The following is a 24718-nucleotide window of genomic DNA, read 5'->3' on the forward strand; positions in this document are numbered from 1 at the left end:
TTTCTTTTCTGTTTGTTTTTTGTTCGCCTTCTCTTGAATCGAACGCTTTCAACCCACATATCTCCCTTATATAAAGAATGCTTTTACGAGTCATTCCTCAATTATTGAATACGAAGATTGATGGCTTTGATTCGCGTGCATGGTTGAAATTAATGGAGGGTATATGCGTCCGGATAAAATGACATCCAAACTTCAGGAAGCACTAGCAGATGCTCAATCGTTAGCTGTTGGTCTTGATCATAATTACATTGAACCGGTTCATATTTTACAGGCTTTGCTCGAACAGCAGCAGGGCGGAACGATTCCGCTTTTAGCCCAAGCGGGAGTCGATATTCAACGCTTAAAAGCGAAAGTTCAGCAGCTAATCGAACAGTTGCCTCGGGTAGAAACGCCCGATGGAGACATTCGATTTTCTCAAGATGTCGCACGTATTTTTAATAAAGCTGAGAAAATAGCCCTGCAACGTGGTGACCAATATATTGCCAGCGAGTTAGTGCTCTTGGCTTTGGTTGGGGATAAGTCACCTGCAGGGAAACTGTTAGCTGATTTGGGTGTTAATAAAGCGCGTTTAGAAGCGGTAATCGATCAAGTAAGAGGAGGCGAGTCGGTGCAGGACCCCAATGCGGAAGGCAATCGACAGGCTTTAGATAAGTTTTGTATAGATCTGACCGCTCGGGCTGAGGCCGGTAAGTTGGACCCAGTCATCGGTCGTGATGATGAGATTCGTCGTACTATTCAGGTTTTGCAGCGTCGTACGAAGAATAATCCGGTATTAATTGGCGAGCCTGGTGTAGGTAAAACGGCCATTGTCGAAGGTTTAGCGCAGCGTATAGTTAATGGTGAAGTGCCGGAAGGTCTTAAACGTAAGCAGGTGCTTTCACTCGATATGGGAGCTCTGATTGCCGGGGCTAAATTCCGCGGTGAGTTTGAAGAACGCTTAAAATCTGTTTTGAATGAACTGTCAAAACAGGAAGGCCAGGTCATTCTGTTTATTGATGAGCTACATACCATGGTTGGTGCCGGTAAAGGTGAAGGGGCAATGGATGCAGGCAATATGTTGAAGCCTGCATTGGCACGTGGTGAGTTGCATTGCGTGGGTGCTACAACACTGGATGAATATCGTCAGTATGTTGAAAAGGATGCAGCTTTAGAGCGTCGTTTCCAGAAAGTGATTGTGGATGAGCCGGATGAAGAGTCCACCATAGCGATATTACGCGGCTTAAAAGAGCGCTATGAGGTTCATCATGGCGTAGATATCACAGACTCAGCGATTATCGCCGCTGCCAAACTCTCTCAACGCTACATTACCGATCGTCAGCTTCCAGATAAGGCGATTGACTTGATTGATGAGGCGGGTTCTAGGATTCGTATGGAGATGGATTCTAAACCGGAAGATATGGATCGTTTAGAGCGCCGTCTTATTCAGTTAAAAATGGAACGCGAAGCACTGAAAAAAGAGAAAGATGCCGCGGCAAAGCAGCGTTTAAAAGAACTTGAGGGTACGATTCAGAGTGTAGAAAAAGAGTTCTCAGATCTAGATGAAGTATGGAAAACTGAAAAGCTAGCGCTTCAAGGATCACAAAAAGTTAAAGAAGAACTTGACCTTGCTCGTATTGAATTAGAAAAGTTTACTCGAGCAGGTGATTTGCAGCAGATGTCAGAACTGCAGTATGGAAAAATTCCTGAATTAGAGAAGCAGTTAGCACTTGCCGCGGAAACAGAAGAGCAAGGGCAGCCGGAAACCAAATTGTTACGTAATAAAGTCACCGAAGAGGAGGTGGCGGAGGTTGTTTCGCGCTGGACAGGTATCCCTATCAGCAAAATGTTGGAGGGTGAGCGTGATAAATTAATACGTATGGAGGCGGAGTTACATAGTCGCGTTATTGGTCAGGAAGAAGCGGTTACTGCCGTATCTAATGCGGTTCGTCGTTCGCGTGCGGGACTTTCAGATCCAAATCGACCTAACGGGTCTTTCCTTTTCTTAGGCCCAACCGGTGTCGGTAAAACTGAACTGTGTAAAGCATTAGCGCGTTTTATCTTTGATACGGAAGAGGCGATGGTACGGATCGACATGTCTGAATTTATGGAGAAGCATTCCGTCGCTCGCTTGATTGGTGCACCCCCAGGTTACGTCGGTTACGAAGAGGGTGGTTATCTAACTGAGGCGGTTCGACGTAAACCTTATTCGGTTTTATTACTGGATGAGGTTGAGAAAGCGCATCCTGATGTTTTTAATATATTGCTTCAGGTGCTCGAAGATGGTCGTTTAACCGATGGTCAAGGTCGAACCGTAGATTTTAGAAACACGATCGTGGTGATGACCTCAAATCTAGGTTCTGATTTGATTCAAAACTTTAGTGATGACGATGATTATCAGCTTATGCATAAAGCGGTAATGGAATCAGTTGGAATGCACTTCCGTCCTGAAGTTATTAACAGAATTGATGAAGTTGTCGTATTCCATAGTTTGAAAAAATCACAGGTGGCTGGCATAGCGAATATTCAACTACAGCGTTTGCAGCAGCGTTTAGCTGAGCGAGAGCTCAGCATAACATTGACGAGCACCGCTATGGATAAGCTGGTCGATGTAGGCTTTGAACCTGTCTATGGGGCACGTCCATTAAAACGTGCTATTCAGCAGTGGATTGAAAACCCGTTAGCGTTGGAGATCCTTGCGGGTAAGTATTTGCCAGGTACTGAAATCGGGGTTGATGTGGAACAAGGGGAGTTTGTGTTTCATTAAGCGATGTTCGTCCGTTTAGTCACACAGAAAGCCTATGTTTGAAGAAGCATAGGCTTTTTTCTTGTTTGAAATTGGGCAATATCTTTGTATCGGTTCTACACTTTGAAAGTAACTGTCACTGTTATCGTTTAATAAGGTAATGCTCTTGTTTCAGTCCGCTGAAGTGTTGTACAAAGCCATTTTTGATAGTGCGCGTTTTACTGTCATTGCTACCGATCTAGATGGCCTTATCTATTACTGTAATCAATATGCTGTTGATCTTTTGGGTTATTCCAAGGAGGAGTTAGTTGGTAAAGAAACACCTCTGTTGATTCATGATCACGCAGAGGTTGTGGAGTACGGTGAGGTTCTCAGTAAAGAATTAGGTGTTCAAGTGACCGGTTTCGAGGTGTTTGTAGCGCGTGCTCGTTTAGGAAAACCTTCAGAGAACCGTTGGACCTACATCAGTAAAGAGGGTGAACGTATCCCGGTGTTACTTTCTGTGACTCAGATAAATGATGAAGAGGGTAATATTCGCGGTTTCTTAGGTATCGCTAAAGATATACGTGAAGTTGAGCATTTAAAGGTTATCAATCAAGAAGGTGAGGAGCGTTTCAGGCGTCTAGCCGATGCTGCTTTTGAAGCTATCGCTGTGACATGTGAAGGCGTTATTATTGATTGCAATGATCAATGCGTCAGTCTACTAAATCAACCCCGTGAACATATTGTTGACCAACCGATGATGAAGTTTATAGCACCTTCTGATCGGGATTTAGTACGTCAGCGTATTTTGGCCGATTATCAACAGGTCTATAAAATTGATTTAATTCGTTCTGATGGTGAGCGAGTGCCAGTCGAGGTAAGTGGGCGAACTGCTTTCTGGGATAACCGTGAAGTACGTATTACCGCTGTTCGTGATGTGCGTGATCGCAGAGAGTTGGAAGTAAAGTTGGCACATCAGAAAGAGGAATTGAAGGAAAAGAACCGCCAGCTAAAACATCTAGCCATGCATGATGAGTTAACAGGCATAGCAAACAGGCGTCATGGAGTTAACTATTTATGTAAGCTACTTGCGGGTGATGATCTATTGAAAAAACCTATATCGGTTTTAATGATCGATGTTGATCATTTTAAAAAACTTAACGATGATTTTGGACATAGTGTTGGAGATCAAGCCTTACGCCAATTAGGTCAAATATGGCCTACCGTTTTGAGAGCTGAGGATCTGTTAGTTAGATGGGGGGGAGAGGAGTTTTTATGTATTTTTCCCGGGACAAATATTAAAGACGCAACAGCGTTAGCGGATCAAGTAAGAACGCTATCTTTGAATTGTATAGACTTACCGATTTCATTGACGGTCAGTATTGGAGTTGCGTCTACTGAGCATGGTATTCGTGATCAAGATCAGCTGTTGTATTGTGCTGATCATGCGTTATATGCAGCTAAAAAAACGGGCCGGAATTGTGTTGTCTCTGACCCTGGTTGGACTTAGTGTTAATGTTTGTTGGGATCTCAGAAATACTCACTTGGCAGTATTGTATGTTGTTTTCTCTCTAAATAGATTTATTGGAAGCGGAGAAGAGACTATGTTTTGTGTTTCACAAGTCATAGGAATTGGGGGTATTTCTAAGCTTGCTTGAAAACAAGTTTTCGCAATTACTAATTCCAGCAATACGACTTAGATTGATCTTTGAGAATGATTATAGGAGTGCATTTATGTTCTTGATCATCTATTCTGAATAAGTTGTTGGTGTTTGATTTTAAAATAATATGAGGGATGTAATGAGCCAGACTAAAGTGCTGATTGTTGATGATGCGCGATTCATTCGCGATCATGTTTCACGAATAGTACGTGACCATTTTCCTGAATATCACATTGATGCGGCCGAAGATGGTGAAGCGGGTCGAAAATTAATGAGTGGCGAAAGTTATGATTTGATTTTATGTGATTGGGAAATGCCTGGAATGTCTGGTTTGGAACTGTTGCAGTGGGCAAGACAGCAAGCTAGCTATAACGATGTTCCCTTTGTCATGATTACCAGTCGTGGTGAACGTGATTATGTTTTAAAAGCGATTCAAGCCGGTGTAAATGATTACATGGGCAAGCCTTTCGAGGACTTACAGTTAGTAGAAAAAATTAAGAAGTATGTAGGTAAGCGACTTGAAACCAGCTCAGGGTCTCGTCGTAAAGCCGCACAGATGTTGGCTGCAGGTAAAACTGCGGCATCAGCTAAGCAGGCTAAAAAACCTAAGGGCTTGGCACAACTGCGAGTTTCTGCCGGTGCACTACGTTGTGCTATTAAAGATATTACCTTGCAAACAGTGCAGGTGGCGGTAAAACGGGAAGATGGTATACCTAACTTGTTAGAGCAAGCCGTTGTGGATATTGAACAGCCAAATGGTGGTAGTGTTGCTCAGATGAATGGTTTTATTTTGGGGCTGCACGCGAATGAAAAAAGCACGCAAACTAATTTTATTAGTGTGGATGTTCAGTTTGTTGATAATGATCCGGAAAAGCTAGAGATCTTGACTAGTTATATCTCTAGTTTAGGTAAAAAGCCTAAAAAATAAATATGAAAAAAGGCTGTTTTTGACAGCCTTCTTTATGTGTTCTGAGGAGCTTTCCAGCTCCCAAACTAAAAGCTCTGAGTGCTTTTTCTACGGCTTAATAGAGCGCTTTCTCATCTTTAATAACGTCTATTAAAACTTCAAGAAACAGTCTATCTGCCTCGCTATGTTCCACAGGAATCTTGATATTGGTTGTAGCAGATAACGCATCTGCGATGACGACTTCAGGATTTTCATCGTTTAAGTGCTCGCGTGCAATATTGAGTGCTGTTTCGCAAATTTCAGGTTCAACCAGTACTTTACGAATAAAAGATGTGAGTTCGTTAATCACGCGTTCTTTGTTTTTAATTTCTGTGACACTCATGGGAATACCTTGTAAACAGAGAATAGGTTGCCGTTACTAAATAAGGCGTATTTATACCTTGTGCATAAGAAAACTATAACCCGAACAATCCATTCTGGGTAGCATCTCTTTATAAACTGATTGTATCTCGCATGTGCGGTACGTTTTTGTTGAAAGAACGCGCCTCTCTAGGCTACAATAACCGCCTCGAATTTTGAGGCCTTAAGTGTGTAGGTAACCCCGAAGCTTAGGGAGACAGCTTTCTGATAGCCGTTTCTCAAAGGTCTGTCGGTTGGGCGATCCCCAACACCGGCACACACCCGAACGTGGACCTTCAGCTCGACCCTGGAATGGTTCCGAGTGAGATAGCTAGAGATTCAACAATTTTGTCTGGTGCAGGCACGTTCAACGTTACAGAAACAAAAACTGTTAATTTCGTCAGTAACGAGACACTGACGTCGTTAGAGGGTGAAAAAAGTGGAATTACTTTCAGGCGCAGAAATGGTTATTCGCGCTCTTCGTGATGAAGGCGTTAAATTTATATACGGATACCCTGGTGGAGCATTACTGCATATTTATGATGCTATCTTCACGCAGGATGAAGTCGAACACGTTTTGGTTCGTCATGAGCAAGCTGCTACGCATATGGCAGATGCATACGCACGTGCAACCGGTAAAGCCGGTGTTGCATTAGTGACGTCTGGTCCAGGTGCTACCAATGCTGTTACAGGTATTGCGACGGCATACATGGATTCTATCCCGATGGTTGTTATCACAGGTCAGGTTATGTCACACCTGATTGGTGAAGATGCTTTCCAGGAAACCGATATGATCGGTGTTTCTCGTCCAATCGTTAAGCATAGCTTTAGCGTACAGAAGCCCGAAGAAATTCCTGAAATCATTAAAAAGGCTTTCCATATAGCGGAAAGTGGCCGTCCAGGTCCTGTTGTTGTCGATATCCCTAAAGATATGACGGCTCCGACTGAACGCTACGAATATGAATACCCTAAGAGCGTAAAAATGCGTTCTTACAATCCGATCTCTAAAGGACATACTGGCCAGATTAAAAAAGCGGTAGATATGTTACTGGCTGCAAAACGCCCAGTACTTTATACCGGTGGCGGTGTCATTATGGGTGATGCGAGTGAACAATTAATCGCATTAGCTAAAGAGCTGGGTTACCCCGTTACAAATACACTGATGGGCTTGGGTGGCTATCCAGGTACAGATCCTCAGTTTATTGGCATGTTGGGCATGCACGGTAGTTACGAAGCAAATATGGCGATGCATCATAGTGATATGATTTTGGCTGTGGGCGCGCGTTTTGATGACCGTGTAACCAATGGTACAGATAAGTTCTGTCCAACAGCGAAGATTGTTCATATCGACATTGATCCTGCATCTATCTCTAAAACGGTTAAAGCGGATGTACCTATCGTAGGTCCTGCACAGGCTGTACTTAAAGAGATGCTAGAACAGGTTCAGGCTGCTAAAAATACGCCTTGCGCTGAAAGCCTTAAAACATGGTGGGAACAGATCGAAGAGTGGCGTGGACGTCACGGCGGTCGTTTCAACACTGATGACTCTGAGCTAATGAAGCCTCAGCAAGTTATCGAGATGTTAAGCAAAGTTACTAATGGTGATGCTTACGTTTGTTCCGATGTAGGTCAGCATCAGATGTTTGCTGCGCAGTACTACAAATTTAACAAACCTAAGCGTTGGATTAACTCCGGTGGTTTGGGCACCATGGGCTTCGGTTTACCGGCGGCTATGGGCGTTAAAATGAACTTCCCTGAAGAAGAGGTAGTTTGTGTAACGGGTGAAGGTAGTATCCAGATGAATATTCAGGAGCTATCAACGATCAGCCAGTATGATATTCCGGTTAAGGTTATCTGCTTGAATAACCAGTCTTTGGGAATGGTTCGTCAGTGGCAGGATATGAACTATGAGTCACGTCACTCTCAGTCTTACATGCAGTCATTGCCTGATTTTGTGAAGCTGGTGGAGTCATATGGCCATGTTGGTATCAAAGTTGAGCGTTACGAAGATCTTGAAGGCGCTATGCGTGAAGCATTTGCGATGAAAGATCGTATGGTATTTATGGATATTGCTGTTGATCCGTTTGAGCACGTTTACCCAATGCAGGTACCTCGTGGTTCTATGCGCGATATGTGGCTAAGCAAAACGGAGAGAACATAATCATGCGTCATATTATTTCTGTATTGATGGAAAACGAACCGGGCGCATTGTCTCGTGTCGTTGGATTGTTCTCGCAGCGTAACTTCAATATTGAATCGCTTACAGTAGCGCCAACAGAAGACGAGACATTGTCTCGTCTGACGGTGACTACGGTTGGTGATGATCGTGTTGTTGAGCAGATCACTAAACAGCTTAACAAGTTGATTGATGTTGTTAAGGTTGTTGATTTGACTGAAGGCGAGCATCTTGAGCGTGAATTAATGATGATCAAGATGAAGGCTAACAATGGCACTGTGCGTGCGGAGATTAAGCGTACAGCTGATATTTTCCGTGGCACGATCATTGACGTTACACCTAACACTTTTACCGTGCAGTTAGTCGGTAAGAGCAGCAAACTTGATGCATTTATCGAAGCGTTAGGTACTTCTAATATTATGGAAGTCGTTCGCTCGGGTGTGTCAGGTATCGCACGTGGTGAGAAAATTCTAAGCCTTTAATCGTTTAGCGATTAGATACTAAGCCGCATTCTGGTAACAGGATGCGGCTTTTTTATGCTTATAATGTGTGCTGGTTAATATTTGTGAAAGCCTGAGCTGCTTTAAAGAGGCAAAATGATTTTAGATTTACTCTCGATGGAAAAGGCTGCGGTTTACCATACATTAACGCAGGTGATTATTCCGCGTCCTGTGGCTTGGATACTATCTGAGAATACCCAGGGTGATTACAATTTAGCTCCGTTTTCCTATTTCTCAGCGGTGTGTAGTGACCCGGCTGTTATCATGGTATCGATCGGTGCGAAGAAACCGGATGGTGCTGAGAAAGATACGTATAAAAATATTATTGAGAAAGAACGTTTTGTTATTCATATAGCCGGTTCTGATTTAGCGCAAGAGGTTACAGATAGCTCCGCTTCTTTACCGTACGGGGAATCAGAACTTGAATGTTGTAAGCTTGAAACGGTTGCATTTGAAGGTGTTGAACTGCCGCGTGTGGTGGGGCCGAAAATAGCGTTAGCCTGCACGCTCTATCAGCAACAGGATATAGGTAATAGCAATCAGCATCTTATTTTTGGTCAAATTGAGAAAATTTGGCTAGATGACTCGGTCGCGCTGGAAGATGATAAAGGTCGATTAAAAGTTGATGCTCAAGGGGTCGATCCGATTGCGCGTTTGGGGGGGATTGATTACGAAACGTTTGGGGAGATACTTTCTGTCCCAAGGCCTGCTTAAATAAAAGCCTTTATAAAGAAACAGACCTATCGTCTTTTAGGGGCTTATTCTCAGACACCTTAGCACTCGTCGTATGAATATATTATACTGTATACATAAACAGTATATGGTTCTATTATGTCTGCTATCTTACTTGCTCAGAGTGAAGTGGGTTTCGCTCTTAAAATTCCCTTTTTCCTTTCCTCCGTGTCTGCTGGTTTTCCGAGTCCTGCACAGGACTATATTGAGAAGACGCTTGATCTGAATGAGTTACTGATTCAGCGCCCTGCCGCAACTTACTTTGTTCGCGTCGAAGGTGATTCTATGATTGAGGCCGGTATTCATCACACTGATATTTTGATTGTTGATCGCTCTCTATCTGCAAAGCATGGGGATATTGTGATTGCGAGTGTTGAAGGTGAGTTGACCGTTAAACAGCTTGAATTACAGCCGACCTGTCGGCTTATCCCGCGTAACCGGAATTACAAGCCAATTACGCTTCCTGAAGGTAGTGAGCTTGAACTCTTTGGTGTTGTGACTAACGTCATCCACTCGGTACGGTAAGGACAGTCCATGTATGCGCTGGTGGATTGCAATAATTTCTATGTTAGCTGTGAACGTTTGTTCCGCCCTGAATTGAATGGTAAAGCGGTCGTTGTTTTGTCTAATAACGATGGTTGTATTATCTCTCGGTCAGCTGAAGCAAAAGCGATGGGGATTAAAATGGCATCGCCTTATTTTCAGGTGCGTGAACATGTGGATCGAGGAGATCTGCATGTGTTCTCGAGCAACTACGCATTGTATGGGGATCTCTCTGCGCGTGTAATGGAAGTACTGGATTTGGTGTCGCCTCAGGTCGAGGTTTATTCAATCGATGAGGCGTTTCTGAACCTGCAAGGGATGGAGCGGATGATTGATTTAGATCGTTATGGGCAAGAGGTGAAAGCGCAGGTATTCCAGTGGACCGGTTTGCCTGTATGTGTCGGAATTGCACCGACAAAAACACTCGCTAAATTAGCGAATTATGCAGCGAAGCATTTCCCACAAAGCTTAGGGGTAGTAAACCTAAGTAAACCGGGTTGGCGTGAACGGTTGTTGCAGAGAACGCCTGTAGAGGAGGTGTGGGGGGTGGGCCGTAGAAGTGCGGTTAAATTGAAAATCGACGGTATTCATACAGCGGAAGATCTAGCAAACAGTGATGCTGAAACGATGCGTAGTCGTTATTCGGTGGTGCTTGAACGCACCATATTAGAGTTAAGGGGCGTATCCTGTATTGGCTTTGAGGGGGCGCCAGAAGCGAGGCAACAAATTTTATGTAGTCGTACATTTAGTTCACGAATTACACGGCGGCAGCCCTTAGAGGAAGCTGTTCGTGAGTATGCCGTGCGAGCAGCAGAGAAGTTGCGTCAAGATCAGCAGGTCGCTTCTCATATGGCTGTATCTATCCGCACCAATCCTAATGCTCAATTTGAGCCGCGTTATCGCAATACGGCCAGTGTGAAGTTACCAACCCCGACGAGTGATAGCCGAATATTAATCAAGCAGGCAGTTTTACTGTTAAGGACTATTTATAAATCGGGTTATCGTTATATGAAAGCGGGCGTTGTTTTGAGTGAGCTGCAACCTGCGGGTAACTATCAAAGTGATATGTTTTGTGAAGACCTGCAATCAGGAAAGTCAGTGAGCTTAATGCAAACATTAGATGCGATAAATCAACGCTATCCTCGTGGTGTGACCTTTGCGGGTCAAGGAGTGACACAGGATTGGGCGATGCAAAGAAAGTTTCTATCGCCTAGGTATACCTCAAATTGGCAAGAGTTACCTAAGGTTCGTTAGGCTGCGAAGGATTGTTTTAAATCAGAAATTTTCTGAATAGAGATATCAATATCAACGTTTAGCTGCTGATCAGTAGATCTGCGTTGATTCAGTAGGTGATTATCTTTTCTACATCTGCGTCGTTCAGGACCCGTATAGTTTTCACGTTGCTGCTGGGCATACCACTCTTCTGCATGATTAAGTGTCGGTAGCTGAGGGCTTATTCTGCCTGTGCCTTTCTCATACCAGTAATATACGAATTGATAGTCACGGAAATCTTTGATTAGTTTACGCATCGCTGTCATCAACAAAAGAGCATTGGGAAGTGGAAGCGATTATAGGTGAGGAAAACTGAACATTGGCTGACAGGGCCAGTTAAAAGATGGAATTCGCTAGCAGTTTTTAAGTGGAGTATGTGAAAGGAAGAGAATCATTCCTAAGGGATTAGCAGGTAGGCTTCTATGACCTACCTGCTAGTTATTGCCAAGTAGCTATTGTTCAGTAGTTATTTTGAGTTGATTAGATGCTCATAGCGCTTATCTGTGAGTGTTTTCATAAAAGCGACTAAGGCATCAATACGCTGCTCTTTTAATGCAGGGCCTGTTTCTAATTCTTTGAGGGCCAGATTCTGAGGAACTTCCGGTTTTCCCCAAGGTTTGCTTGTTTCCGGGTTTATCCGACGTTTTTTACTACGGCTGTTGTACTTGTCATAGAACAGGACGACGGTCCGTAGGTCTTGGAAGACACCGTTGTGCATATAAGGTCCAGTTACCGCAATATTTCTTAGAGTAGGGACTTTGAATTTTCCGGCCTGTTTAGGATCATCAACCGCAGGGTGGTTGAGTAACCCCAGATCTGCTGTGTCTAAGTCCACTCCATTTTTTAAGCGCCCTTCAGCATTCGTAGGTACGCCTATATTATGGTATTCATAATTAGTGAAGGTTTCTTGTGTGTGACGTTGGGATTTATTTAGCTGATGGCATAAGTGGCAGTTAGTAAATTGCTGAGAGAAGAAAAGGGTACGCCCCAGCTCCTCTTGTTCGGTCATTTTATACTCGCCGCTTAGATAGCGATCATATTTTGAGTCAAAGGGGGCAAACAGTTCTGTACGCTCGAAACTAGCAATACTGTCAGCCATAGCAGCGTAACTTTTCTCTGTATCATTAAATACATTATCACCGTATATAGCTTTGAATGAGGTGATATATAGCGGGTTTTCTTGTAAGCGAGTAACAATTGCTTCCTTATTTGGCATGCCCATCTCTATAGGATTAGTGGGTGGTCCCCCTGCTTGACCTGCAAGGTCGGATTCACGGCCATCATGGAATTGACCTCCAATATATTGGCCTTTTTTATTCAGACGAAAATTGGGGCTGAACATCGCATAAGCAGCCGTTGGTGCATTCCGGTCCCCTAGTGAGCTGCCATCATCTCCAAGCGAATAGGCCCCTTTTACGCCATTGTCTCGGGGGTCTGCAAATCCGTGAGAAGGTGAATGACAGGTTGCGCAGGACTGGGTGATATTTGCTGACAACTGGGTATCAAAATATAAGTGCTGCCCCAATGCTTCCTTTGTGAGTGGAGAATGTGTATCGGTAGAAGATGTGCTGATACAAGCGCTAAGGGCAGTGCTAAGTATCACTAGCGTCAGAAATTGAGTGCGCATGAAATGAGATACACCTAAAGATAAATAGTATTGATAATGATTCTTAATTATATCATTGATTTAATCTGTCTTGAATTGATACCTATCAAATTTATTGTGGAGAAAGCTTATCAAATTGAATATTTAGTATAGGTTTAGAGTAATAAGGTATTTCTATATTCAAAAGACACGTTATTATTTTGAATGGATACTCAAACTAGAGCTCTTCATGCGCGTAAGGCTGAGGACTAGTATAAATAAGGAAGTTATAAGTGAAGTTTAAGCAACAAATGTTAGTGGTCGTCAGTTTATTAATTATTGTGGGATTTGCCGTGACCGCTTCCGTCAGTTTTTACTTATCTCGAGAGTCAGCTGTCGATATGCTGGTGGAGCATGAGCTCCCGCTCACCAGTGATAATATTTATGCAGAGGTGCAGCGCGACCTTATTAAGCCGAGAACCGTCTCCTCTTTTATGGGTAATGATACGTTTCTAAAGGATTGGATTTTAGGGGGGGAGCAAGATATAGGGGCTGTGACGCGCTACTTGCGAGAGGTAAAGCAGAAGTATGGCGCCTTTACTGCTTTTATGGTGTCTGATCTGACGCGTAACTATTACCATGCTGACGGTTTGTTGAAACAGGTCTCAGAAGAGGATCTGCGGGATGAATGGTATTTCCGTGTGCGTCAAATGAGAGCTGATAATGAGTTAAACCTCGATCCTGATATGGCACATGGAGATGAATTAACGATTTTTATAAATTTTAAAATTAGGACATCAGATGGAAGCTTCTTAGGGGCTACTGGACTTGGACTAAATTTAGCAAGCATTAAGGGCATATTGTCTGATTACCGTGACCGTTACGGCAATAATGTTTACTTTGTTACGCCCAAAGGGGAGCTGCTATTACACGATAGGGCCGGGGCTTTATCAAAGAATTTACACCAAGAACCAGGAATGGCAGGAATAGTTGAAAAGCTGCTGACTCAAGAAGAGGGGCGCTTTTCATACATGAGGGATGGAAAAACTTACTTACTGAATACGCGCCATATTGAAGAGTTGGATCTAATTCTATGCGTTGAAGCAGAAGAGGGGTTAGTGGATAAGCCCTTGTTAACACCGGTCTACGTCACACTGTTGGTATGCTTTATTGTAACGGGTATTGTCCTGTTGTTATTGGTAAAAGCCTTAAATTTCTATCAGGGAGAGTTAGAGAGTGTAGCCTGGCAAGACCCCCTAACTGGTCTGCTGAATCGGCGTGCATTTACTGAGCGATATGAGCGCTTAAAACGAAGCCATAGCCGTAAGGGGCGCCCGCTTTCATTGTTGATGGTTGATATTGATTATTTTAAGTTGGTTAATGATCAAGGAGGTCATGCTTTAGGCGATAAAGTTCTTCAAGCTATATCGCAGCTCTTGAGCCGTAATCTTAGATCTGAAGATTATTTAGGGCGTTGGGGTGGAGAGGAGTTCATTTTGCTCCTATCAGAAACGACTCATAATGAAGCGACTGAGATAGCAGAGAGAATTAGAAAAGAGCTTGAACTCGATGCCCCAGTTAAAGAACTATATGCACAAGGGGTTACATTAAGCGTTGGCGTTGCGACTCAGCAGGAGGTGTATGATCTTGATGTTCACATCAAAGCCGCAGATAGAGCGCTTTATAATGCTAAGAAAGAGGGGCGGAACTGCGTAAGGTCCGCTTAAGTGGTTTTCTTGCTACCGTAAGTTTACTTACGGTAGATCGTTTCAATTAGGTGCCAGCCAAATTTAGTTTTTACAGGGCCATGAACCGTATGTAGTGGCTTTTTAAACACTACGTCATCGAAAGGCTTGACCATATCCCCGCGGCGAAATTCACCTAAATCGCCAAAACGCTTGCTTGAAGGGCAAAAAGAGTATTTTTTAGCGAGCTTGCCGAAATCAGAACCAAATTTGAGTTGTTTCTTTATCTTTTCTGCTTGATCGCGGGTTTTAACTAAAATGTGTCGGGCACAGGCTCTGTTTGCCATGGTGAAGGTCTCTTTATAAAGTACATCTTTATTTTACGTTATCTGATGTTTTATTGCAGATAAAAAAGAAGGCAAATTATTTCAAAAGGTCGGTAGTTTTCTGAAGCGTCCCTGAGATATCTGCATTTAGTTTTAAGCTGAGCAGTTGATCAGCACGGGTTACGCCGAGGTTTAGAGCCGCTATAGGTTTGTTCCATTCAACTGCTTTTTTACAAAATCTGAAGCCAGAATAAACCATAAGTGAGCTACCTACTGTCAGAAGGGCATCCGCTTCTTCTAAGCAATCTAATGCATTAAAGACGGTTTCTTTTGGGACGTTGTCTCCGAAGTAAACGACATCTGGTTTCAGTACACCACCGCAGCTCCTACATTCAGGTACATTGAATTTGGTGACATTTTCGCTTTCAATATCTGCATCGCCATCGGGCCGTGAGGCTACATCAGTGTCGGGTAATTCAAACTGTGGGTTTTCGCTGAGGCTCGTGTTGTGGATATCATTTCGGCCGTATCGATTGCCACAATCCATGCATTTAACTTCGTCTGCGCGCCCATGCAGATCAATAACATGATGACTCCCTGCCTTCTGGTGTAAGCGATCAACGTTTTGCGTGATAAGTAGGTCAACATGGCCAAGCTTTTCGAGTTCAGCTAGCGCTGTGTGAGCAGCGCTAGGTTGGGCGTCACGAATGAACGGCCATCCAGCTAAGCTGCGCGCCCAAAAACGCTGGCGTGCTATCTGTTTCTGCATGAACTCTTTGTGTTGCACCGGCGGTGCGTGACGCCAGTTTCCCAGCTTGTCTCTATAGGCAGGTATGCCTGAGTCAGTGCTTACGCCTGCACCTGTTAATACGACAAGCCTAGGATGGCGAGTGATAAAGTCTGCAAGTTCTTCAGCGGGCGTAGTGGGTAGCATCGGATAGGTACTTAAAAGAATTTCATATAGTTTAAAGTAAATAAAAGCTGAGGGTATACAAAAAAACCGCGTTCTTGTTTCCAAGATACGCGGTTTTTATAGGTAGGAGCTTAATCTTTACGGCTTAAGTGTTTTAAGGCTGAAGCTTTTTATGCATTAAGCTTTTAAACATTTAAGCCTTTTAAATACTGTGCTTCTTAAGCTCCAAGTTTTTTATCTTATGCGCCAAACTTTGCTTTAGCTTCAATACGGCGACGGTGAAGAACTGGCTCAGTGTAACCGTTAGGCTGTACGCAACCTTCGATAACAACTTCACATGCCGCTGCAAACGCAACGCTCTCTTCAAAGTTACCCGCCATCGGGCGGTATAGAGGATCGTTTTCGTTCTGACGATCTACTACAGCTGCCATGCGCTTAAGGGTTTCCATAACTTGTTCTTCAGAACAGATGCCATGGCGCAACCAGTTGGCGATATGCTGGCTAGAGATACGAAGCGTTGCACGGTCTTCCATTAGGCCAACATCATTGATATCTGGCACTTTAGAACAACCAACACCGTGGTCGATCCAGCGAACAACGTAGCCTAGGATACCCTGTGCATTGTTGTCTAGTTCCTGTTGGATCTCTTCAGCTGTCCAGCTTGGATTAGCTTCAACAGGTACTGTTAGGATATCGTCTAGGTTTGCGCGATCACGTACTTTCAATTCGTCCTGACGGGCAAATACGTCTACCTGGTGGTAGTGAGTTGCGTGAAGAACCGCAGCCGTTGGAGATGGAACCCATGCAGTGTTAGCACCAGACATTGGGTGACCGATCTTAGCTTCTAGCATGTTTGCCATCTGATCAGGGATAGGCCACATGCCTTTACCGATCTGAGCCCGACCCTGTAGGCCACATAGAAGGCCGTTATCAACGTTCCAATTCTCGTAAGCACCAATCCAAGCAGCGGCTTTCATATCGCCTTTGCGGATCATTGGGCCAGCTTCCATAGAGGTGTGGATTTCGTCACCCGTACGGTCAAGGAAACCTGTGTTGATGAATACAACACGCTCTTTAGCAGCGCGGATACACTCTTTCAGGTTAACAGTTGTACGACGCTCTTCATCCATGATGCCCATCTTCATCGTGAAGCGTTCTAGGCCAAGCATGTCTTCGATGCGAGCAAATAGCTCGTTAGCGAAAGCAACTTCTTCAGGGCCGTGCATCTTAGGCTTAACGATATAAGTAGAGCCTGTTGTTGTGTTGCTGAACTTACCGTTGCCCTGCATGTCGTGCATAGAGATTAGCGTAGTTACAACGCCATCCATGATGCCTTCAGGAATCTCATTGCCATCTTTATCCAAGATCGCTTCGTTAGTCATTAGATGACCTACGTTACGAACGAACATCAAGCTACGGCCTTTAAGGGCAAGGTTGGAGCCGTCTAATGCTGTGAATTCACGGTCAGCATTGATTGTACGTGTGAAGGTTTTGCCGCCTTTGCTAACTTCTTCAGTTAGGTCGCCTTTCATTAGGCCTAACCAGTTGCGGTAGATAACAACTTTATCATCGCCATCAACTGCAGCTACAGAATCTTCACAATCCATGATCGCTGTGAGCGCTGCTTCCATCACGATATCTTTTATGCCAGCAGCGTCTTCTTTACCAATACCGCTTTCGCGATCGATCTGTACTTCAAAATGCAGGCCGTTATTTTTGAAAAGAATAGACGTTGGTGCAGAGATCTCACCGGTATAGCCAATCAGTTTTTCAGGGCTAGCAAGTGTTGCTTCGCTACCATCGGTCATTGCAACAACAAGTTTGCCGTCAGCGATAGTGTAGCCTGAAGAATCTTTATGAGATCCAGCTGCCAGTGGAGCCGCTTGGTCTAAAAATTCACGTGCAGCCGTAATAACTTTTGCGCCACGAGCAGGGTTATAGCCACCTGTCTTTTCAGCGCCATCTTCTTCAGATACAGCGTCTGTACCATATAGTGCATCGTATAAACTGCCCCAACGTGCGTTTGCAGCGTTGATAGCAAAACGTGCATTCATCACGGGTACAACTAACTGAGGACCTGCCATTGTTGCCATTTCTGGGTCAACATTTTCAGTTGTTGCAGTGAAATCTTCACCTTCAGGCAGCAAATAACCAATTTCAGAAAGGAAGCCTTTATAAGCGTCTAGATTGAAAGCTTGACCTTGGCGTTCGCGGTGCCATGCATCGATCTGCTCTTGGATTGCGTCACGTTTAGCAAGAAGCTCGCGGTTTTTAGGTGCTAGGTCGTGAACAAGTGCATCGAAACCAGCCCAAAACTGTTCGCTAGTTACGCCAGTGCCTGGCAGTGCATCGTTGTTTACGAAGTTGTATAGAGACTCTGCAACTTGAAGGCCGCCGCTCTGTATCCTTTGACTCATAATAAATTGCCCCAGATGTAGATAGTTCAGGTGCGAGGCAACCGTGAACTGATATGAAGTACAAACTGCTATTTAACGCAGTCATCTTTGTGCAACGCAACAGTAGCGTAAACACGGTCGAATGTCGCCTAAGTAAGCGCTAAAGTATGATAACTATGCTTTATGTTGAGTATAAATAGAGCGAATAGTTGATCTCATAAGCTACAGTTAAAGGAGGCTTTTGTTCGTTTGTTATTCTGCCTTCCGTCAAGGGGAATGCTTATATGCAGCTATTCGAAAGGGATATGTTAGTCAAAAGTTTGCCCTTATATTTGGAGTCTTTTGAAGGAATACCTAATCAGCAAGTGCGTGGGTATTTAGAAAGCTATCAGTTATTAGGGGCTGTTACTTGTACGGCTTATAAAATTGGCCGGATATTATTAGATGGCAATTGGGTGACGCTACAATCGTTTTCACAAAAGGAGAATAAGGCCGCTAAAGGGACGGTTATTATTCTGCATGGCTATATGGATCATATAGGCTTATATAGTCATCTTATTGAGCGGTTATTGGCTGATGGGCTGGATGTTGTATGTTATGACTTAAGCGGTCATGGTTTATCGGATGGGGATCCCTTATTAGTCGATGATTTTAAACACTATGGATTGCAGCTGGCAGAACTTATTAAAAAATTGAGTCGATCCTTCGCTTCTCCCCTGCATATGATTGGTCAGAGTACAGGGGCCGCTGTGATTATGGCGCAACAATTATTATCTCCATCCTCAGCACTATTAGAGGTGGGGGAGCGTATTTTATTGGCCCCTTTAGTGCGTCCTAGTTTATGGCGTTCTATCCAGCAGCGTTTTCGTTGGTTTAAATATGTAATCAAGCGTGTGCCTCGCCGATATAGTTATAACTCTCACGATGAGTCTTTTATTCGCTTTATTACAGAGCACGATCCGTTACAACATAAACATATTCCCGTGAGGTGGGTGGGCGCTATGTTGGCTTGGGGAGATTGGATTGAGCAACATAAACCGGTCTTCGGACGTATCTATATGATCCAAGGCACTGATGATGCAACCGTTGATTGGCGGCATAATATGCAGGTGTTGGGACGTTTATACCCAGATTTAGATTTAACGTTGATCAAGGGTGCAAAACATCACCTTGTTAATGAAAGCGTTTTCTATCGGGATCAGGTATTGGGAAGGGTGATAGAGATATTAAATGGGCGGGAAAATAAAAACGGGTGACCTTAAGTCACCCGTTTCTTGTTTGAACTTAAGCTTAGAACAAACGACGGCAGCGTATAGTGCCTTCGATCTGTTTAAGGTTTTCTAAAGCGACTTGAGAACAATCAGCATCTACATCAACAACAACGTAGCCAACTTTTTCATTGGTTTGAAGGTACTGGCTACTTACGTTTACACTATTTTCAGAGAAAACAACGTTGATAGCAGCCATTACGCCTGGGACGTTATTGTGAACGTGTAGTAGGCGATGAACGTTTGGATGTTCTGGCAGTGCAACTTCAGGGAAGTTAACAGACGTAATTGAAGAACCGTTATCACTGTACTTGATTAGCTTCTCTGCAACTTCGTAACCGATGTTTTCCTGAGCTTCCATCGTAGAACCACCTACGTGAGGCGTTAGGATAACGTTGTCAAACTCACGCAGTGGTGAGATGAACTCGTCATTGTTAGTACGAGGTTCAACTGGGAATACATCGATCGCAGCGCCCAATAGACGGCCAGACTCAAGTGCTTTACATAGCTCATCAATAACAACAACGGTACCGCGAGCAGCGTTAAGGAAAATAGAACCCTGCTTCATCTCAGCAAACTGAGCTTCACCCATCATATCTTTAGTCGCCGGAGTTTCTGGCACGTGTAAAGAAACAATGTCGCTCATGTTAAGTAGCTCTTTCATTGAGCCAACTTGAGTTGCATTACCTAGTGGTAGTTTGGTCACTACATCGTAGAAGAATACTTGCATACCCATCGCTTCAGCAATAACACTTAGCTGAGAGCCGATGCTGCCGTAACCCACGATACCTAGCTTTTTACCGCGGATCTCGTAAGAGTTTTTAGCAGATTTCTGCCACTCACCACGGTGAGCTTTAGCGTTTTTCTCAGCTACGCCACGTAGAAGCAAGATTGCTTCAGCAATCACTAGCTCGGCAACAGAGCGAGTGTTAGAGAATGGAGCATTAAATACTGCAACACCACGCATTGTCGCTGCTTCTAAGTTCACCTGATTGGTGCCGATGCAGAAACAACCAACAGCCACTAGTTTCTTTGCGGCTTCAAATACTTCAGCCGTTAACTGAGTACGCGAGCGAATGCCGATGAAGTGTGCGTCTTTTACACGCGCAAGCAATTCATCTTCTGGCAAAGAGCCTGTTAGAAATTCAATATTGGTGTAACCATTCTGATTAAAAGTGTCTACCGCAGATTGGTGTACGCCTTCTAGTAGCAAGATCTTGATTTTGCTTTTATCAAGAGAGGTAGTATTACTCATGGTGTGCAGCTCTTCTTTGCGTGGTGATGACCTATAACAGGTGCGCCACAGGTTAAGTCGCTTAAAAAATTATGCGCGCATATTATCACAGAGGAAGTTGAAAAGGATGAATGAAGAGCCAAGAATGGTGGAAAAATATTCAATTTAAGTTGAGTTAAATTGTATTGGAGACGGATAAGCGAGCTTTTGTATAATTTAGAGGGAGGTATCCCTGCTGATCGCTTCTGTTTAGTGATGAAGTTACAGCAGAGAGGAGTACTTAGAATACAGCCAAAATTTAGCCGTAGAAGCACAGGTAAGCAGTGGCTTGCTCTACTTTTAACTGGAAGCTTTGATTTGCAGCTACGCTGAATTCAGTGCCAGTTGGGAATGATTTAAACTCTTCAGATCCCGGTAGTTTTACTTTTAGTTCACCGCTCACGACTTTCATGAGTTCATCTTCGCTTGTACCAAACTCGTATTCACCTGGTGCCATAACGCCCGAGGTTACTTTTCCTTCAGAATTTTCAAAACCGATGGATTTCACAGTACCGTCGAAGTATTCGTTTACGCTCAACATAATATGGGTTCCTAAATACCTACATAAAAAGTTGCGCGAATCATAAAGATAAATGCAAATCGCTGCAAGCTATGAACTTATCGTGCATTATCATTGCTATGTTTGAGCAAGAAGTTAACAAAAGCTTGGTTGGCTTGTGATAGATACCCCTCTTTACGCCAAGCAATTGAAAGATCTAGCCATACGGGTTTTGTGAACGGGCGAGCGACTAGTTTGGGGTCGTCTTCAATCACCATGGCCATCAGCGTAGAAACGGCAAAGCCTTTTTTTACGATTGATTTGAGCAGGGGAATTAGGTTGGTTTCGATGCTGATATTAGGTGTGTGGCCTGATTCAGCTGCAATACGGTCTACCGTATTTCGATGAAAATAACCTTTATTAAACATAGCGAGCGGTTCAGAAAAAAGCTGTGGATAACTTATGCTGTCCAAGTTAGCAAAGGGATGTTCTTTCGGGCAAACAACCATCATCTGCTCGCGAAGAAAAACCTTCGTTTCTAAACGCTCGGGTGCTGTTTCATCGACTATGACCGCGAGATCTAACTCTCCTTTTTCCAGTAGCGCCTGTAACTTTCCGGCGCCGCCATCAATGATTGTTAGATTGAGTTGCGGGTAACTTTCTTTAAAGGCCATCAATATAGAGGGGAAGTGGTATGAGCCTAGCATGCTAGGTATACCAACACGTACGTTGCCTTTAATTAAGCCTTTCAGCTCACTCATCTCTAGATGTGCATCTTCAGTGGCTTGAAGAATGCTGCAAGCATGTTGATAAAGATGGGAGCCTTCATCCGTTAAGCTTATCTTTCGTTCTTGCCGATGGAACAGCGTTAGTTCTAACTCTCTTTCTAGCTTTTGTATGGCCATGCTGATAGCGGGTTGAGCGATATGCAGCTGTGCCGCGGCTTTTGTGAAGCTGTTTAGGTCTGCGACAGTTTTAAAATAGCGAAGGTGTTTTATGTTCATTATAAGATTTTCTTATGCTTTACATAAAAAGTATATATTTTAATTATTTTTAGTAGGCTGTTACTGTTCGATCTCAAATTTATAGGCCCTAAATATGGGCGGGTAGGGGTATTTATATTGAGAGCGTATAGCAGGTGATTGAGGTAGGAAGTAAGCCGTTTCTTAAGGCCATGATCGCATTATGCTTAGGCTCGTTCATGATATTTTCCAATGTGTACGTTACCCAGCCTCTCTTACCTATGCTGGTGGAAACGTTCAAGGTTACCCCCTTACAGGCGGGGTGGAGTTTAACCTTAACTACGTTGACGTTAGGTTGCTCACTGCTTCTGTTTGGTACTTTATCCGATGCGCTAGGTCGTATTCGGTTGATGAGTTTGAGCTTGATTGGTGTGCTTTTGTGTAGTGTCGCTTTGGCTCAAGTTGATAGCTTTGAACAGTTGTTGTGGCTGCGGGGAATACAGGGTATCTGTTTGGCTGGATTACCGGCCATAGCCATTGCCTATATGGGAGATGAGTTTAGTTGTGATGCCTTGCCGGTTGCGGTTGGTTTATATATCAGTGCGAATACTTTAGGTGGTATAGGCGGGCGCTTGATCGGCGGAGCTATAGGGCAGTGGTTGGGGTGGCAGGAAGTGTTTGTTGTTATCAGTGTGATGAACCTTTTCTGTATTGGTGTATTTGCTTGGTTGTTGCCGCCGTCGAAGGGATTTTCCTCTGCGATGGTCCAACCTAAACAAGTTTTTTTGAATATCCTAGACCATCTGAAGAACCCGCTATTGAGAGTGGTTTATATCATCGGCGGCCTGAACTTCTTTATTTTTATTAACCAATATAGTTATGCAACGTTTCGGTTGTCGGCTGAACCGCATTATCTGTCTGCAGGCGCTTTAGGACTGCTGTTTTTAACTTACCTTAGTGGGACTTTAGGTTCTGCGATGTCAGGTTATATAACTTCACGTATTCCTCAGCCATTAGTTATTGCCGCAGGCTGTTTGATTGTTGTTGTAGGTACTTTAATCACCTTAATGTCATCACTATGGTTGATCGTACTGGGTTTTCTCATCAATGCATTTGGGTTCTTTGTAGCTCACTCAACTGCGAGTAGCTGGGTCTCGCATAAGGCGACGCATTCTCGGGCCGCTGCTTCTTCCGCTTACTTAGTGTTTTATTATCTTGGGGCTAGTTTGGGAGGATTGTATCTGGCTCCGTTCTGGCAATATTACGGTTGGGAAGGTGTTGTATTGGGATCAATATTTGTTTTGATTATTACGTTTAGCTTGGCAATTAGACTTCATTTTCGAGTCTTAAGCGCTTAAAGCTAGCTCGTATGCTTTGTGACAAGTAAACTGAGTTCATAATTAATGTTGCTATCTAAGGGGTTTTAATGAGTTATCAGCATCGCTTTATTGATGGTACAGCTGTTGGTTTGCCTACAGGAAAAGTGGTTTGTGTTGGGCGAAATTACGCTGATCATGCGGCAGAATTGAATAATCCAATACCAACTGAGCCAATGTTGTTTATTAAACCATCGACAAGTGTGGTTGATATGGCTCAGCCATTTGAAATTCCTAAGGCAAATGGAACCGTTCATTTTGAAACTGAGATGTGTGTTTTAATTGGCGAACGCTTAAGTAATGCCACTATACAAGAAGCGAAAAATGCCATTGTGGGTATTGGGCTGGGGTTAGATTTAACCCTGCGAGATCTGCAAGATAAGTTAAAAGCTAAAGGCCACCCTTGGGAAAAATCTAAAGGCTTCGACGGTGCCGCGCCGTTATCTGCTTTTGTTGAGCCAGCGGAAATTTCTGACCTACAGGATGTTGATATTAAGCTGATTGTGAATGGCGAAGTTCGACAGGATGGTAATAGTGCGCATATGCTGAATCAGGTATTGCCATTGATCTGCCATAGCAGTGAGTTTTTTACCTTAGAGCCGGGTGATGTGATTCTTACGGGAACTCCGGCAGGCGTTGGACCAATTCAAGCGGGTGACCAGTTAGAGGTAGAGCTTGCCGATTGCATTAAAATTTCTACTCATGCTTTTTGAGCTATCTAATGGCTAGTAGGCACTCTTTTTTATACGCGTTAGTTGGTTTTGTTCTGCTGAATAGCTCTATCGCGTCAGGCGCTTCCCATATGTTGCATTGGCAGAAACCCTCGTATCTGCTTAAAGCGTTTACTGAAGTAGCGCTGCGCAATGAATATTCTTTTGGTAGTGATGTTGTGCGTCGTTGGGAGAAGCCAATTCATATCTGGATCGACCATCAGGTCGGTGACAAAGGTTTGCATACTGATTTGGTCAATATGCATATAAAGCACCTTGCCGCATTAACTCAACATCCTATTAAGCTAACATCGTCAGCGAAAGATGCGAACTTTACAATTGTTTTTACCCAGCAGAAAGATTGGAAACGACAAGTGGGTAAGTTGTTTGGTTCTAAAGCTGAATCTGCAGTACATGGTGCCGTATGTATGGCTAGCTTTAGTATAAATGGTCGCAGCGAAATAGTGAGTGCCGGTGTCATTATCCCTGTTGATCAAGCGCGTATGCATGGGAAACTGGTGGCATGCATTGTCGAAGAGATAACGCAGGTGATGGGGCTGCCAAATGACTCCGAAGCTGTTTACCCCTCTATCTTTAATGATAAAACGCCAGAAGATCTGCTGTCAGGATTAGACGGGTTGTTATTAAAAATGTTATACAGCCCTGAGGTTAAATCGGGTATGAGTGAGGCCGGTGTTAAGCCTGTTTTAGAAAAGTTACTAAAGCAGTGGCAGAAAAACGGTACAATTAAATCAGCGAATTCTGATGTCAAAAGCGGCGAGCTTTATCCGTTGTTAGGATATTAGATTTAGATACTTTGTAAGGACAATA

22 protein-coding genes are annotated in these 24718 nt (G+C 43.8%); 13 read left to right on the plus strand and 9 right to left on the minus strand.

Features of this window, described 5'->3' with window-relative positions; genetic code table 11:
* Window positions 1-163 precede the first annotated feature (163 nt).
* The 3 genes from clpB (at window position 164) to B4K11_RS05450 (ending at window position 5293) form a co-directional block, all read left to right on the plus strand.
* Entirely contained in the window at window positions 164-2743 is a 2580-nt protein-coding gene (gene clpB, locus B4K11_RS05440; RefSeq protein ID WP_292949094.1) for an ATP-dependent chaperone ClpB, read from the plus strand.
* 145 nt (window positions 2744-2888) lie between these two features.
* Window positions 2889-4214 carry a sensor domain-containing diguanylate cyclase gene (locus B4K11_RS05445; protein WP_292949091.1) on the plus strand — a complete coding sequence of 442 codons (1326 nt, stop codon included), beginning with the start codon at window positions 2889-2891 and terminating at the stop codon, window positions 4212-4214.
* A gap of 290 nt (window positions 4215-4504) precedes the next feature.
* Window positions 4505-5293, plus strand: a complete 789-nt coding sequence (locus B4K11_RS05450) for a response regulator (protein ID WP_292949088.1) — start codon at window positions 4505-4507, stop codon at window positions 5291-5293.
* A 94-nt stretch (window positions 5294-5387) separates the two neighbouring features.
* Here B4K11_RS05450 and B4K11_RS05455 read toward each other — a convergent pair whose 3' ends face one another.
* Window positions 5388-5654, minus strand: a complete 267-nt coding sequence (locus B4K11_RS05455; RefSeq protein ID WP_292949086.1) for a hypothetical protein — start codon at window positions 5652-5654, stop codon at window positions 5388-5390.
* 456 nt (window positions 5655-6110) lie between these two features.
* On the opposite strand from B4K11_RS05455, the gene B4K11_RS05460 reads away from it, so the two are divergent.
* From B4K11_RS05460 to umuC, 5 genes are all read left to right on the plus strand, one after another.
* The gene (locus tag B4K11_RS05460) at window positions 6111-7832 is read left to right on the plus strand and encodes an acetolactate synthase 3 large subunit (protein ID WP_292949084.1); all 1722 of its coding nucleotides are present in this window, start codon (window positions 6111-6113) and stop codon (window positions 7830-7832) included.
* A gap of 2 nt (window positions 7833-7834) precedes the next feature.
* Window positions 7835-8329: an acetolactate synthase small subunit gene (gene ilvN / locus B4K11_RS05465; RefSeq protein WP_292949082.1), complete on the plus strand. Its 495-nt coding sequence runs from the start codon at window positions 7835-7837 to the stop codon at window positions 8327-8329.
* Window positions 8330-8443: 114 nt separating this feature from the next.
* Complete coding sequence (locus B4K11_RS05470) at window positions 8444-9061, plus strand: flavin reductase family protein (protein WP_292949079.1); 618 nt, start codon at window positions 8444-8446, stop codon at window positions 9059-9061.
* A gap of 117 nt (window positions 9062-9178) precedes the next feature.
* On the plus strand, window positions 9179-9604 hold the full coding sequence (gene umuD, locus B4K11_RS05475) for a translesion error-prone DNA polymerase V autoproteolytic subunit (protein ID WP_292949076.1): 426 nt from the start codon (window positions 9179-9181) through the stop codon (window positions 9602-9604).
* Between the two features lie 9 nt (window positions 9605-9613).
* The gene (gene umuC / locus B4K11_RS05480; RefSeq protein ID WP_292949073.1) at window positions 9614-10876 is read left to right on the plus strand and encodes a translesion error-prone DNA polymerase V subunit UmuC; all 1263 of its coding nucleotides are present in this window, start codon (window positions 9614-9616) and stop codon (window positions 10874-10876) included.
* Here the strand turns inward: umuC and B4K11_RS05485 are convergent.
* Complete coding sequence (locus B4K11_RS05485; RefSeq protein ID WP_292949070.1) at window positions 10873-11151, minus strand: hypothetical protein; 279 nt, start codon at window positions 11149-11151, stop codon at window positions 10873-10875. The genes umuC and B4K11_RS05485 overlap by 4 nt on opposite strands.
* A 209-nt stretch (window positions 11152-11360) precedes the next feature.
* Window positions 11361-12521, minus strand: coding sequence for a cytochrome-c peroxidase (locus B4K11_RS05490; RefSeq protein WP_292949067.1), 1161 nt, complete (start codon window positions 12519-12521; stop codon window positions 11361-11363).
* Window positions 12522-12772: 251 nt separating this feature from the next.
* On the opposite strand from B4K11_RS05490, the gene B4K11_RS05495 reads away from it, so the two are divergent.
* Window positions 12773-14206 (plus strand): sensor domain-containing diguanylate cyclase, encoded by a 1434-nt coding sequence (locus B4K11_RS05495; RefSeq protein WP_292949064.1) that lies wholly within the window; start codon window positions 12773-12775, stop codon window positions 14204-14206.
* 23 nt (window positions 14207-14229) lie between these two features.
* Here the strand turns inward: B4K11_RS05495 and B4K11_RS05500 are convergent, their stop codons facing one another.
* From B4K11_RS05500 to B4K11_RS05510, 3 genes are all read right to left on the minus strand, one after another.
* Window positions 14230-14511, minus strand: a complete 282-nt coding sequence (locus B4K11_RS05500) for a peptidylprolyl isomerase (protein ID WP_292949061.1) — start codon at window positions 14509-14511, stop codon at window positions 14230-14232.
* 76 nt (window positions 14512-14587) lie between these two features.
* Entirely contained in the window at window positions 14588-15424 is an 837-nt protein-coding gene (locus B4K11_RS05505; protein ID WP_292949059.1) for an NAD-dependent protein deacetylase, read from the minus strand.
* A 218-nt stretch (window positions 15425-15642) separates the two neighbouring features.
* Window positions 15643-17820 carry a malate synthase G gene (locus B4K11_RS05510; protein ID WP_292949057.1) on the minus strand — a complete coding sequence of 726 codons (2178 nt, stop codon included), beginning with the start codon at window positions 17818-17820 and terminating at the stop codon, window positions 15643-15645.
* A 263-nt stretch (window positions 17821-18083) separates the two neighbouring features.
* Between B4K11_RS05510 and B4K11_RS05515 the strand changes: the two genes are divergently transcribed.
* Window positions 18084-19055, plus strand: coding sequence for an alpha/beta hydrolase (locus B4K11_RS05515; protein ID WP_292949053.1), 972 nt, complete (start codon window positions 18084-18086; stop codon window positions 19053-19055).
* Between the two features lie 34 nt (window positions 19056-19089).
* On the opposite strand, the gene serA is transcribed toward B4K11_RS05515, so the two are convergent.
* The 3 genes from serA to B4K11_RS05530 form a co-directional block, all read right to left on the minus strand.
* The gene (gene serA, locus B4K11_RS05520) at window positions 19090-20322 is read right to left on the minus strand and encodes a phosphoglycerate dehydrogenase (protein ID WP_292949050.1); all 1233 of its coding nucleotides are present in this window, start codon (window positions 20320-20322) and stop codon (window positions 19090-19092) included.
* Window positions 20323-20599: 277 nt separating this feature from the next.
* A complete protein-coding gene (locus B4K11_RS05525) occupies window positions 20600-20881 on the minus strand; it encodes a pyrimidine/purine nucleoside phosphorylase (protein WP_292949047.1) in 282 nt (93 codons plus the stop codon).
* 77 nt (window positions 20882-20958) lie between these two features.
* Window positions 20959-21843 carry a LysR family transcriptional regulator gene (locus B4K11_RS05530; RefSeq protein ID WP_292949044.1) on the minus strand — a complete coding sequence of 295 codons (885 nt, stop codon included), beginning with the start codon at window positions 21841-21843 and terminating at the stop codon, window positions 20959-20961.
* 170 nt (window positions 21844-22013) lie between these two features.
* Between B4K11_RS05530 and B4K11_RS05535 the strand changes: the two genes are divergently transcribed.
* The 3 genes from B4K11_RS05535 (at window position 22014) to B4K11_RS05545 (ending at window position 24693) form a co-directional block, all read left to right on the plus strand.
* Window positions 22014-23159, plus strand: a complete 1146-nt coding sequence (locus tag B4K11_RS05535) for an MFS transporter (protein ID WP_292949314.1) — start codon at window positions 22014-22016, stop codon at window positions 23157-23159.
* Between the two features lie 68 nt (window positions 23160-23227).
* Window positions 23228-23890: a fumarylacetoacetate hydrolase family protein gene (locus B4K11_RS05540; protein ID WP_292949041.1), complete on the plus strand. Its 663-nt coding sequence runs from the start codon at window positions 23228-23230 to the stop codon at window positions 23888-23890.
* Between the two features lie 8 nt (window positions 23891-23898).
* Complete coding sequence (locus B4K11_RS05545; protein ID WP_292949038.1) at window positions 23899-24693, plus strand: DUF2927 domain-containing protein; 795 nt, start codon at window positions 23899-23901, stop codon at window positions 24691-24693.
* Window positions 24694-24718: the final 25 nt, after the last annotated feature.

The organism is Neptuniibacter sp. UBA6509, assembly GCA_002435145.1.
Lineage (GTDB): Bacteria > Pseudomonadota > Gammaproteobacteria > Pseudomonadales > Balneatricaceae > Neptuniibacter.

Bases quoted from the DNA above. Each gene is read 5' to 3' on its own strand.
- B4K11_RS05510 (WP_292949057.1), bottom strand. From the start codon at position 17,820: ATGAGTCAAAGGATACAGAGCGGCGGCCTTCAAGTTGCAGAGTCTCTA.
- B4K11_RS05500 (WP_292949061.1), bottom strand. From the start codon at position 14,511: ATGGCAAACAGAGCCTGTGCCCGACACATTTTAGTTAAAACCCGCGAT.
- B4K11_RS05485 (WP_292949070.1), bottom strand. From the start codon at position 11,151: ATGCGTAAACTAATCAAAGATTTCCGTGACTATCAATTCGTATATTAC.
- serA (WP_292949050.1), bottom strand. From the start codon at position 20,322: ATGAGTAATACTACCTCTCTTGATAAAAGCAAAATCAAGATCTTGCTA.
- B4K11_RS05535 (WP_292949314.1), top strand. From the start codon at position 22,014: ATGATCGCATTATGCTTAGGCTCGTTCATGATATTTTCCAATGTGTAC.
- umuC (WP_292949073.1), top strand. From the start codon at position 9,614: ATGTATGCGCTGGTGGATTGCAATAATTTCTATGTTAGCTGTGAACGT.
- B4K11_RS05540 (WP_292949041.1), top strand. From the start codon at position 23,228: ATGAGTTATCAGCATCGCTTTATTGATGGTACAGCTGTTGGTTTGCCT.
- B4K11_RS05530 (WP_292949044.1), bottom strand. From the start codon at position 21,843: ATGAACATAAAACACCTTCGCTATTTTAAAACTGTCGCAGACCTAAAC.
- umuD (WP_292949076.1), top strand. From the start codon at position 9,179: ATGTCTGCTATCTTACTTGCTCAGAGTGAAGTGGGTTTCGCTCTTAAA.
- B4K11_RS05525 (WP_292949047.1), bottom strand. From the start codon at position 20,881: ATGTTGAGCGTAAACGAATACTTCGACGGTACTGTGAAATCCATCGGT.
- B4K11_RS05505 (WP_292949059.1), bottom strand. From the start codon at position 15,424: ATGCTACCCACTACGCCCGCTGAAGAACTTGCAGACTTTATCACTCGC.
- ilvN (WP_292949082.1), top strand. From the start codon at position 7,835: ATGCGTCATATTATTTCTGTATTGATGGAAAACGAACCGGGCGCATTG.
- B4K11_RS05545 (WP_292949038.1), top strand. From the start codon at position 23,899: ATGGCTAGTAGGCACTCTTTTTTATACGCGTTAGTTGGTTTTGTTCTG.
- B4K11_RS05490 (WP_292949067.1), bottom strand. From the start codon at position 12,521: ATGCGCACTCAATTTCTGACGCTAGTGATACTTAGCACTGCCCTTAGC.
- clpB (WP_292949094.1), top strand. From the start codon at position 164: ATGCGTCCGGATAAAATGACATCCAAACTTCAGGAAGCACTAGCAGAT.
- B4K11_RS05515 (WP_292949053.1), top strand. From the start codon at position 18,084: ATGCAGCTATTCGAAAGGGATATGTTAGTCAAAAGTTTGCCCTTATAT.
- B4K11_RS05455 (WP_292949086.1), bottom strand. From the start codon at position 5,654: ATGAGTGTCACAGAAATTAAAAACAAAGAACGCGTGATTAACGAACTC.
- B4K11_RS05470 (WP_292949079.1), top strand. From the start codon at position 8,444: ATGATTTTAGATTTACTCTCGATGGAAAAGGCTGCGGTTTACCATACA.
- B4K11_RS05450 (WP_292949088.1), top strand. From the start codon at position 4,505: ATGAGCCAGACTAAAGTGCTGATTGTTGATGATGCGCGATTCATTCGC.